10 protein-coding genes and 1 pseudogene are annotated in these 11,151 nt (G+C 67.6%); 10 read left to right on the plus strand and 1 reads right to left on the minus strand.

What is annotated here, in order from left to right:
- The first annotated feature begins 145 nt into the window (after nucleotides 1–145).
- The 9 genes from E4L96_RS15900 (at nucleotide 146) to E4L96_RS15940 (ending at nucleotide 9,923) form a co-directional block, all read left to right on the plus strand.
- Nucleotides 146–1,864 carry an alkaline phosphatase family protein gene (locus E4L96_RS15900; protein ID WP_135208196.1) on the plus strand — a complete coding sequence of 573 codons (1,719 nt, stop codon included), beginning with the start codon at nucleotides 146–148 and terminating at the stop codon, nucleotides 1,862–1,864.
- A 209-nt stretch (nucleotides 1,865–2,073) separates the two neighbouring features.
- Entirely contained in the window at nucleotides 2,074–2,457 is a 384-nt protein-coding gene (locus E4L96_RS15905) for a VOC family protein (protein ID WP_135208197.1), read from the plus strand.
- Between the two features lie 100 nt (nucleotides 2,458–2,557).
- Complete coding sequence (locus E4L96_RS15910) at nucleotides 2,558–4,837, plus strand: catecholate siderophore receptor Fiu (protein ID WP_135208198.1); 2,280 nt, start codon at nucleotides 2,558–2,560, stop codon at nucleotides 4,835–4,837.
- Nucleotides 4,838–4,856: 19 nt separating this feature from the next.
- Nucleotides 4,857–5,537 (plus strand): Fe2+-dependent dioxygenase, encoded by a 681-nt coding sequence (locus E4L96_RS15915; RefSeq protein WP_135208199.1) that lies wholly within the window; start codon nucleotides 4,857–4,859, stop codon nucleotides 5,535–5,537.
- A 35-nt stretch (nucleotides 5,538–5,572) separates the two neighbouring features.
- Nucleotides 5,573–6,187: a PepSY-associated TM helix domain-containing protein gene (locus tag E4L96_RS15920; RefSeq protein ID WP_135208204.1), complete on the plus strand. Its 615-nt coding sequence runs from the start codon at nucleotides 5,573–5,575 to the stop codon at nucleotides 6,185–6,187.
- A 22-nt stretch (nucleotides 6,188–6,209) separates the two neighbouring features.
- On the plus strand, nucleotides 6,210–6,716 hold the full coding sequence (locus E4L96_RS15925) for a DUF2271 domain-containing protein (RefSeq protein ID WP_135208200.1): 507 nt from the start codon (nucleotides 6,210–6,212) through the stop codon (nucleotides 6,714–6,716).
- On the plus strand, nucleotides 6,716–7,567 hold the full coding sequence (locus E4L96_RS15930) for a DUF4198 domain-containing protein (RefSeq protein ID WP_229414536.1): 852 nt from the start codon (nucleotides 6,716–6,718) through the stop codon (nucleotides 7,565–7,567). The genes E4L96_RS15925 and E4L96_RS15930 overlap by 1 nt, the downstream gene beginning before the upstream one ends.
- An 8-nt stretch (nucleotides 7,568–7,575) precedes the next feature.
- Entirely contained in the window at nucleotides 7,576–8,586 is a 1,011-nt protein-coding gene (locus E4L96_RS15935; protein WP_229414538.1) for an FAD:protein FMN transferase, read from the plus strand.
- Nucleotides 8,583–9,923, plus strand: coding sequence for a sulfite reductase subunit alpha (locus tag E4L96_RS15940; protein ID WP_135208202.1), 1,341 nt, complete (start codon nucleotides 8,583–8,585; stop codon nucleotides 9,921–9,923). Before E4L96_RS15935 ends, E4L96_RS15940 begins: the two co-directional genes overlap by 4 nt.
- Before the next feature lie 158 nt (nucleotides 9,924–10,081).
- Here E4L96_RS15940 and E4L96_RS15945 read toward each other — a convergent pair whose 3' ends face one another.
- Nucleotides 10,082–10,825, minus strand: coding sequence for a PhaM family polyhydroxyalkanoate granule multifunctional regulatory protein (locus tag E4L96_RS15945; RefSeq protein ID WP_135208203.1), 744 nt, complete (start codon nucleotides 10,823–10,825; stop codon nucleotides 10,082–10,084).
- A 100-nt stretch (nucleotides 10,826–10,925) separates the two neighbouring features.
- Here E4L96_RS15945 and E4L96_RS15950 point away from each other — a divergent pair.
- Nucleotides 10,926–11,151, plus strand: a pseudogene (locus tag E4L96_RS15950) (hypothetical protein); the annotation flags it as partial.

Raw genomic sequence — 11,151 nt, forward strand, 5'->3', positions numbered from 1 at the left:
CGTGGCACCGGCGGCAGCGCCCATGCGTGTCAACCAAGCCGCAGCTGCGTAGTACCGCACGTTTAGCCAACGTTTACCCGGCGATCCTCCGCGCGCTTTAGAATGGCGCTGCCCCGGCCTCTGGCTGACTCCGTATGTAAAACTCATGCTCCAATCCCGCTTCGCCAGTAGCGTCCTGGCTATCCTGACCGCGTGCGCCGCTGCCGCACCTGGCCAGTCCGCCCTGGCCGCCGCCGGCGCGCCAGCCGCCGCCACGCCATCTGTCCGGGCACCCAACAGCGGTCCAGCCGCCGCCAGCGTGCCCGCGCCCAAGCTGATCCTGGTGCTGGTCGTCGACGGCCTGCCCGCTGAACAGGTGCAGCGCTACCGCGACCAGTTCGGCCCCGGTGGCTTCCGCCGCCTGATGGAGCAGGGCGCCATGTTCACCGATGCGCACCAGGCCCACGGCGTGCCCGTGACGGCAGTCGGCCACTCGGCCATCCTGACCGGCGCCTACCCGTACCGCCACGGCATCATCAACAACTACTGGATCGACGCCAACGGCCAGCAGGTCTACTGCACCGAGGACACCCGCTACAAGTACATCGGCGAGGAGACCGGCGAGCACGATGGCACCGCGCCCACCAACCTGCGCGTGGACACGCTGGGCGACCAGCTGCGCTACGCCACCGGCAACCGCAGCAAGGTGCTCACCGTCGCCGGCAAGGACCGCGGCGCTATCCTGCTGGCCGGGAAGACCGGCACCGCGTACATCTACATGGACCGCACCGGCGACTTCGCCAGCAGCACCTTCTACATGCAATCGCATCCTGCCTGGGTGCAGCGCTTCGACGCCGCCAAGCCGCAGGACCGCTATTACGGCAAGTCCTGGACCCCGCTGCTGCCCGCCGCCGCCTACGCGGGCGATTCCACCGACTATCCGTCCACCGACAAGGAGAACAACAGCTTCCCCTTCGTCTACCGCGGCGACAGCGGCAAGCCCGATGCCAAGTACTACGAGCGCCTGAAGACCGGCCCCGCCGTCGACGAGCTGACCCTGGAATTCGCGCGCGCCGCGGTCGAGAACGAACAGCTGGGCCGCAACCCGGCCGGCGTGCCCGACCTGCTGGGCGTGAGCCTGTCCGGCCATGATTACGTCAACCACTCGTTCGGCCCGGAGAGCCGGATGTCGCACGACCACCTGCAGCAGCTGGACCGCCTGCTCGCGAAATTCTTCACTGACCTCGACAAGCAGGTCGGCATGGACAACGTGCTGGTGGTGCTGACCGCGGACCACGGCTTCTCCAACACGCCCGAGTTCTCGCGCACCCGCCACATCGATGCGATGCGCATCGACAGCAAGAAGCTGCTGGCGGACCTGGACCAGGCGCTCGCCGCGCGCTTCGGCCTCGCGCAGCTGGTCAAGAAGTCGTGGGCCCCCGAGGTCTACCTGGACTATGACGCCATCGAGAAGAAGGGTCTCGCGCGCGCTGACGTTGAGGACTACGCCGCGCGCTGGCTGCTGCGCCAGCCCGGCATCGCGCAGGTGTTCACGCGCACCCAGTTCGAACGCGGCCTGGCGGGCGGCACGCGCCTGGCGTTGCTGATGCAGCGCGCCTGGAACCGCCACCTGTCCGGTGACCTGATGATCGTCACGCAGCCGTACACTTTCTTCGGCACCAAGTCCATGGGCTCGACGCACGGGACGCCTTATGCCTATGACACCAACGTCCCGCTCTTCATGATGGGCCAGCGCTGGATCCGCCCCGGCGCCTACCGTGGCTATACCGAAGTGGTCGACATCGCCCCGACGCTGGCCAGCCTGCTGCGCGTGCGTCCACCCGCGGGCGCCGAGGGCCGGGTGCTCACGGAAGCCCTGCGCTGACCGGCACAATCTCTTATACTGAGCGCTGTCGAAAAAGGCAGGACCGGTTTTGGTAAGCCCGGTCCCTTCGCGGGCTTGCCGCGAAGCTCTGTTCCATCGCACGTCATCCCGACGCGCATGAGTACCCGCGACGAGCCCGGCGCCCTTGTGCGTCCAACGGGTTCGTCCGCGCGTGCCACTCGCCGGCGAGCCCATCACCGGAGACTGACATGCGACTCAACCACCTCGATCTTCCCGTTCCCGACGTCGCCGCCACCGCGGCTTTCTTTACCGAGTATCTCGGCTTCCGCCAGCTGGAGATGCGCGGCAAGGACTCGCTCGCCATCCTGCAGGACGCAGCCGGCTTCGTGCTCGTGCTTAACCGTGCCCCGGCCGATGAGCCGCCCCCGCAGTTCCCCGGCTGGTTCCACATCGGCTTCCTGCTCGATTCGGACGAGGCGGTCCACGCCACACACGCGCGCCTGCAGTCTGCCGGGCTGGCCGACCTCCCGTCCGCGCCGTCCGTGATGCGCGGCGCGCTACTGTTCTACTTCCACGCACCCGGCGGCATTATGGTGGAAGTGAGCCACCGCTCAGAACAAAAACGCGAATGAGAACGATTATCGTTTACATTCCATGCCGTTTTGCCTACAATCTCGTCATTCGGCACGCCATAAGTGCCAGCAATCAAGAACGAGAGAGGAAAGCAACGACATGGCGATTGTCAGCCGCAAGCACGCTCAACCCCGTTATCTGAGCACGGCCCTCGCGGCCGTGCTGCTGCCGGCCGCCGCCCACGCGGGCGACGTGCCGCCGCCCGCCCTCGATGCCGGCCCGGCGAATGAGGTCAAGGTGGTGGGCGCCGCCGACAATCCCTTCAAGGCCACGCGCGCCTCGTCCTCCAAGTACACCGAGGACCTGGTCAACACCGCGCAAAGCGTCACGGTCATCAAAAAGGAACTGATCGAGCAGCAGGGCGCGCTCACGCTGACGGAGGCGCTGCGCAACACGCCGGGCGTCGGCACCTTCTTCCTCGGCGAGAACGGCAACACCAACACCGGCGACTCGATCTACATGCGCGGCTTCGACAGCTCCGCCAACATCTACGTGGACGGGCTGCGCGACATCGGCTCCATCTCGCGCGACACCTTCAACGTCGAGCAGATCGACGTGCTCAAAGGCCCGGCGGGAACCGACACCGGCCGCGGTGCGCCCACCGGCTCCATCAACCTGGTGAGCAAGCGCGCCAACATGGAGGAGTCGCTGGGCGGCAGCGTGTCCGCCGGGACGGGCAGCCACAAACGCATCACCGCCGACATGAACCATGTGCTGGATACGCCCAGTGGCACCGCGCTGCGCCTGAACCTCATGGCGCAGGACAGCGGCCGCCCGGGCCGCGACGTGGTCCACGACCAGCGCTGGGCCTTCGCCCCCAGCGCCGCCTTCGGCCTCGCCACCAACACGCGCTTCTACGTCAACTACCTGCACGTCGAGCAGGACAACACGCCCGACGGCGGCGTCTTCACCATCGGCCTGCCTGGCTATACGAGCCCGGACGTCAAGCGCCCCTTCATCGCCAACGGTCCCAAGGTCGACCCGCATAACTTCTACGGCTCCGCGACCGACTACGACCGCGTGACCGCCGACATGGCGACCATCATCGTCGAACACGAGTTCTCGCCCCGCCTGCGCCTCTCGAACGTGAGCCGCTACGGCAAGACCGAGCAGGCCTACGTGCTCACGTCCTTCCTGGGCAGCGCCGCCAACATCGCCACGCCGAACCAGAACGATCCGAACACCTGGACCCTGGCCCGCACCAATCGCAATGTCAAGGACCAGAGCAACCAGATCACCGCCAACCAGACCACGCTGACGGCGGAACTGGGCAGCGGCACTGTGACCCACACCGTGGTCGGCGGCCTGGAATTCGTGCATGAGCAGCAGTCGACCATCGGCCACGCCAACCCCGGCGTGCTGGAACCGGCCAACATCTACCATCCGAATCCGTCCGCGCCGGTCAGCAACATGACCATGGAACGCAACGGCGTATTTGCGGACTCCAGCTCCAACGTGCAAAGCCTGTACGTGTTCGACACCATGCATGTGGGCGCGCAGTGGATCTTCAACGCCGGTGTGCGAGCGGACCATTTCAACATCGGCTACGACGGTGCGTCGCTGTCCACCGCCACGTCCAACCCTGGGCTCCCCGTCGGGACCTTGGTGCCTACGAACCTCAAGCTCGCGGACACCATCTGGACCGGCAAGCTGTCGGCTCTCTACAAGCCGACCGGGAACAGCAGCGTGTACGCGCTGATCGCCAACTCCAAGAACCCGCCGGGCAGCAACCTGGTTCTGAGCGGTTCGGTGAACAGCGCGTCCAACCCCAAGTTCGACCCGCAGGTCACGGTCAGCAAGGAGATCGGCGCCAAGCTGGATCTGCTCAAGCAGAAGCTGGCCTTCACCGCTGCCCTGTACCAGACCGACGTGAAGAACGAGGTCGAACAGGACCCGACCGACCTGCAGTACTACCAGACCGGCAAGAAGCGCGTGCGCGGCATCGAGATCGGCCTGACCGGCCAATTCGCGAAGGGCTGGCTGGTGAGCGCGGGCTACACCCGCATGGATGCGACGGTCGAATCGGGCAAGAACATCACCCAGGCGGGCAGCAATGCGCTGAGCTACACGCCGAAATCCTCGTTCACCGCCTGGACCTCGTACGACGTGACCCCGGCCTTCAAGATCGGCGGCGGCGCGCGCTATGTGGGCGGCCTGCTGCGCGGGACCGATGGCGCCATCGGCACCCCGGCCTACACCGATCCGTACTGGGTCATCGACGGCATGGCCAGCTATGAGTTCAGCAAGAAGCTCTCCGCTCAGCTCAACGTCTACAATCTGGCGGACAAGGACTACGTTGCATCGATCAACAAGAGCGGCTACCGTTACAATCCCGGTGCACCCCGCTCGGTTCAGCTGACCCTCAACTTCAAATACTGATCCTGGAAGTCTTTACGCCATGATGCTGCATGTGCCGAACGTCCTCACGCGCGAGCAGGTCCTCGACCTGCGGCGCCGCCTCGATGCCGCCGACTGGGTGGACGGGCGAGCGACGGTCGGCGCGCAGGGCGCACAGGTCAAGCAGAACCGGCAGCTGCCGGAAGCCTCCGCGCTGTCGCTGGAGCTGGGGCGCATCGTGCAGCAGGCGCTGGACGCCAGCCCGCTGTTCTTCGCCGCCGCGCTGCCGCTGCGGACCATTCCCCCGCTGTTCAACCGCTATGCGGGCGGAGAGCACTACGGCCTGCACGTGGACGGCGCGGTGCGCAATGTCCCCGGCGGCGGTCCGCGCATCCGCACCGACGTCTCCACCACGCTGTTCCTGTCCGACCCCGAGGACTACGACGGCGGCGAACTGGTGGTGGTGGACACCTACGGCGCCCACGAGGTCAAGCTGCCGGCGGGCGACATGATCGTCTACCCGTCCTCCAGCCTGCACCGCGTGGAGCCGGTGACGCGCGGTGAGCGTGTGTGCTCGTTCTTCTGGACCCAGAGCATGGTGCGGGACGACTGGAAGCGCAGCATGCTGTTTGAACTGGACCAGAATATCCAGAGCCTGCGCGCGCGGCTCGGCGATTGCGAGGAAGTCGTCGGCCTCACCGGCCACTATCACAACCTGCTGCGCCAGTGGGCGGAGACGTGAGCGCACCGGGCGCACAGGCGCAGCTCGCGCAGGGCATGCAGCGCACCGGGTGGCTCAAGACGCTGCTCAAGTGGCACTGGATCAGCTCCGCGCTATGCCTCATCGCGATGATCCTGTTCGCGGCCACCGGCATCACGCTCAATCACGCTTCGCTGCTGGAAGCCAAGCCGCAGGTCACGCGGCTGAAGGCGACCGCGCCGCAGGAGGCACTGACGGAAGCGGCCAGCTTCGCGCGCACGCATGATGGCGCCAAGGCCGCGGTCACGCCCCGCATGACGGCCTGGCTGGCGTCGAACTGGAAGGTAAATGCCTCCGGCGCGCAGGCCGAGTGGGCTGCCGATGAACTGTATGTGCCCATGCCGCGCCCCGGCGGCGATGCCTGGGTACGCGTGGGCCTGGAGGACGGCGCTGCCGAATACGAGGTCACGGACCGCGGCTGGATCTCCCTGCTCAACGACCTGCACAAGGGCCGCAACGCCGGTCTCGCGTGGTCCCTGTTCATCGACCTGTTCGCCCTGGCCTGCCTGGTCTTTTGCGTGACCGGGCTTTTGATATTGAAGATGCACGCGCAGAACCGGCGCATCACCTGGCCGCTGGTCGGCTTCGGGCTGCTGCTGCCTGCGCTCATCGCACTGCTGTTCATCCACTGACTTTTCCGTGAAGAGGATATCCGTGAAGCTTCCGTACACCGTCGCCCTGTCCGTGCCGCTGCTCGGCACCTCGGCCATGGCCGCCGATCTGTCGATCAAGGTCGAGATCCCGCAATTGAACGTGGCCGAGTATCACCGTCCCTATGTGGCGGCGTGGCTGGAGCGCCCGGATGGCAGCGTGGTCACCAACCTCGCCGTGCTGCACGAGGTGCGCAAGAAGGATGGCGGCGCCAAGTACTTCAAGGATGTGCGTACCTGGTGGCGCAAGGTCGGCCGCGATGTGACGCTGCCGATGGATGGCGTCAGCGGCGCCACGCGCGGCCCCGGCGAAGCGGTGCTGGCCTTCCCGGCCGCCAAGCCGGTGCTGGACAAGCTCCCTGCCGGTGACTACGTCGTGATGGTGGAAGCGGCACGCGAGGCGGGTGGCCGCGAGGTCGTGCGCGTGCCGGTCGCTGTCGGCAAGGGCGCGCAGACGGTGCAGGTCAAGGGCAAGGAAGAATTGGTCAACGTAACCGTGCAGGTGAAATGATGAACTCACGCGCCATCGTCAACACCGCGCTGCTGGCCGCGCTGGCCGCCGTCTCCGGCAGCGCCTTCGCGCACCGCCCCTGGCTGCTGCCGTCCACCACCCTGGTCGAGGAAGCGCAGTACGTGACGGTGGATGCCGCCGTCACCGAGCAGCTGTTCTACATCGACCACGTCGCGCTCAAGATCGACGGACTGGTGATCCTCGGGCCGGATGGCCAGCCGCGCAGCCCCGAGAACGTCAGCAACGGCAAGCTGCGGACCGCGTTCGATGTCAACGTCGCGCAGCCGGGCACCTACCGCTTCACCATCGCCAACGAGAACGCGATGGCGAGCTGGAAGGAGGGCGGTGAAGTCAAGCGCTGGCGCGGCCCGGTAGCGGATGTGGACAAGCAGGTGCCGAAGAACGCCGAGGACCTCAAGGTCATGACCACCGTGATGCGCATGGAGACCTTTGTCAGCTCCCAGAAGCCGAGCGCTTTGCCAGGTAAACCGGTGGGCAAGGGCATCGAGTTCGAGCCGGTGACGAACCCGACCGACCTCCATGCCGGTGAACCTGCGCGTTGGCGCTTCCTCATCGACGGCAAACCGGCGGCCAACTTGCCGTTCTCGCTGGTACCGGGCGGCGTGCGCTATCGCGGCACCATCGGTGAGCTGCGCTACACCACCGATGCCAAGGGCGAGGCCAATTTCGCGTTGCCTGCGGCGGGCCAGTACTGGCTGAGCACCGCATGGCCGGCAGCCACGCCGCCCGCGGCGGAAGGCAAAGGCGGCCCGGCTGCGCGTGGCCCGCAGGAGGCGCCGAGTGGCCGCCGTCTGACGTATTCGGCCACCTTCGAAGTGCTGCCGCAGTAAGGAGTTCGATGCCGGAGCCGATGCGCCGCGTCCTGATCCCCGTCCAACTGTCGGACGCGTCGCTGCCCAAGGGGCCGGTGCGGCGCGCCGGCGGGACGGCGATGGGGACCAGCTGGTCCGTGCAGATGGCGGGGCCGGGGCTGGACTTGCAGCGCGCAGTCGAGGCGGAGCTGGATGATGTCATCCGCGAGATGAGCCATTGGCGGGACGATTCCGATCTGGGCCGCTTCAACAAAGCGCCTGCGGGTACGGCCGTGGAACTGCCTGCCGACCTGTTTCATGTGCTCGCGCATGGCGCGGCTGTCGGCCGCGCCTTCGAAGGTGCGTTCAATCCGTACGCCGGCGAGCTGGTGAACCTGTGGGGCTTTGGGCCGCGCAATCGCTACGAGGAGCCGGGATTCGCGCCGCCTGCCGCGGCGCTGGCCGATGCGGCGCGCGAGCGTGCCACGCACGCGCTGACCGGTGCCGTGGTGCTAAATGGCGAGCGGCGCACGGCACTGCAGCCGGGCGGCGTGCTGCTCGATCTCTCCGCCATCGCCAAGGGCTTCTCCGTCGACAAGGTCGCGCGCATGCTCGAGTCGCACGGGGTGCGGGACTATCTGGTGGAAGTGGGCGGCGAGTTGCGCGGCGCTGGCGTCAAGCCGGATGGGCAGCCATGGTGGGTGGAGCTGGAGTCCTTGCCGGGCGCAGAGGTGCCGGAGACGGTGGTGGCGCTGCATGGGCTGTCGGTTGCCACGTCGGGGGACTACCGGCGCTTCTTCGAAAACGAGGGCGCGCGCGCGGCGCATACCATTGACCCGCGTACCGGGCAGCCGATCCGGCACGGGGTCGCGTCTCTGACCGTGTTCCATCCGGAGTGCATGCTGGCGGATGCTTTGTCGACCGCGCTGACCGTGTTGGGGCCGGACGAGGGCATGCGCTTCGCGGAGCGCGAAGGCATCGCAATGCGCATGCTGGTACGCGAGGGCGATGGCTTCCGTGAGCTGGCCAGCTCGCGCTTTCTCGAAATGCTGCAATGATCGCGGCGCTGACTCTTGACCCCATGCGCTGGGCGGCGGCGGGCGTGCTGCTGGCCATGTACGCGCTGCTGTGCGTCGCGGTGCGCCGCCGCGCGCAGTCCATCGCTGCATCTGATGCGCAGTGGCTGGTGGCTTATGCCAGCCAGACCGGCACGGCCGAGACGCTGGCCTCCCAGACCGTGGCCACGCTGCGCACCGCCGGGCTGTCCGCCGAGGCCACGCCGTTGTCCGCGCTCGACGAGGCGCGTCTGGCGGGCGCGGAGCGGGTGCTCTTCGTTGTCAGCACGTTTGGCGAAGGCGATGCTCCGGATAACGGTGTGCGCTTCGCCGAACGGTGGCTGGGGCGCTCTGCCTCGCTCAGTCATCTGCACTATGCCGTGCTGGCGCTGGGCGATACCAGCTATCAGCACTTCTGTGGCTTTGCGCGCAGCCTGGATGCCTGGCTCGCCGCGCAGGGCGCGCAGGCGCTGTTTCAGCGAATCGAAGTGGATCGTGGCGACGCGCGGGCGGTCGAGGCGTGGCAGGAGCACTTGTGCCACCTGTCCGGCGCCAGTGATGTGGATGCGTGGACGGAGCCGGAATACGAGGCGTGGACGCTGGTGGAGCGCACAGAGCTCAACCCCGGCAGCGCCGGGGCGCCGGTCTACCGCATCCGTCTGAAACCGGCGGGCAGCGCGCTGCCGCAGTGGCAGTCGGGCGATCTGGTGCAGGTGAGCGCCCCGGCGGAACCACATCTGCCGCGCGAATTTTCGATCGGGTCGATTCCCGCTGAGGGCCACGTTGAGCTGCTGGTGCGGCTGCAGGTGCATGTGGATGGCAGTCTGGGTGTGGCGTCGGGGTGGCTGTGCCGTGGGGCTGGGGTGGGCGGTGTGGTGTCGCTGCGGGTTCGTCCGCACGCGCGCTTCCAGCTCGGCGAGAATGCGCGGCGGCCGGTGCTCTTCATCGGAAACGGGACCGGGATCGCCGGCTTGCGTGCCCACCTCGCGCAGCGCATCGCAGCGGGCGAGTACCGCAACTGGCTGCTGTTCGGGGAGCGCAGCGCGGCGCACGACTATCACGACCGCGCGACGCTGGAGGCGTGGCGGGCGCGCGGCGCGCTGGCGCGCATCGATACGGCTTTCTCGCGTGACCAGAGCGAGAAGCGCTACGTGCAGCACGTGCTGCTCGAGTGTGCGGACGAGGTGCGGCGCTGGGTGGAGGAGGGCGGCGCGATCTACGTTTGCGGCAGCCTGCGCACCATGGCGGCGGGCGTCCACGAAGCGCTCGTGAGCATCCTCGGCGCGCCGCGCGTCAACGGCCTTGCCGACGAAGGCCGCTACCGCCGCGACGTGTACTAGCCCGACGCTTGCGATTCCGGACCGCCTCGACGTCTGGTGCAGGCGCTCGTTGCCAGGTGGCTGGCGGCTCGCGATGCCGCCGCGCCAGCACCGCGCGCGACCGCCCTTGCCGTAGCGGTCGTGCGGGACGCGACCCGGCACCTCCGGCGCGGCGCCGCTTATTCGTCCTGCGGCTTCGACTTGCCGTTGCGTGGCTTGGCGGCTTGCTTGCCGGACGGCTTCTTGCTGGCCGATTCCTCCGGCGCCGCAGCCTTCATCGCCGCACCGGACATGGTCTGCGCCATCGACTTCGACAGCTCGCTGGATGCGTTGGCCGCATCCGTGGCGGCTTGCGTGAACTTGCTCGCGGCATCCGGCGACATGGCCGTGCTGACCGCCTGTTTGAACTGGTCCTGCAGAACGTTCCACCATGCGGCCGCACTGGTGAATGCCGCTCCAGGCTGGGCGCCTGCCGCCGTGCCATCGCCTGCGGTACCGCTACCCGTTTCCGCTCGCGCCCCCGCCGCCGTATCGCTGCTCGCGGCTTGCTGAGCGCCGCCGGAGTCAGAAGCCGGCTTGCCCTGCCCGAAGAATGCCGACCCAAACGGCGCCTTGTCCGCGCTCGCCGGCTGCGCCATCGCCTGTGCCATCGCCTCGCTCATCGCCTTGATGGTCGCGATGGTCCCGCGCTGCACCTCCAGCGCCTGGATGGTCCCGCGCACCATGGCCATGTTCACGTTGAGCCATGCCTCCACGGCCTTCAGGTCGGTGATCTTCTTGTCCAGGTCATCGACCGACAGCGTCGGTGTCGCCATGGCCGCCGCGCCGGGCACCCCCATGCTTCCCCACAGGTTCTTGACGAAATCGAGCGTGTCGGTGACGACGCCGGCGCCGGGCATGTTGGGCATCTGCGGATTGATCATGGCGGGCTCCTTGGGGCATTCGAGATACGGCTAGCGTAGCAGAATATCAAGGCCGGAGGCGGTCCGGCGATGGCGTCGCCGGCACGGTACACTAGCGGCTATGTCGAAAGTGTCCTTCCTGTCCCGCGGCAAGCGCGTGCTGGTGTGGTGCGCGGCGACGGCGCTCCTGCACAGTGCAGTGCTGGGATGGGTGAGTGGCCATATCCGGCCGCTGCAGCTGCGCCATGGCGATGCCACGCCCGCGCCGATCTTCGCCCAGCTGCGTCTCGCTTTGCCCAAGCCCGCACCCGCGCCGGTGCAGGCGGTGCCGCGCCCCGCGCCGCGTC

Source organism: Zemynaea arenosa, assembly GCF_004614185.1.
Lineage (GTDB): Bacteria > Pseudomonadota > Gammaproteobacteria > Burkholderiales > Burkholderiaceae_D > Telluria > Telluria arenosa.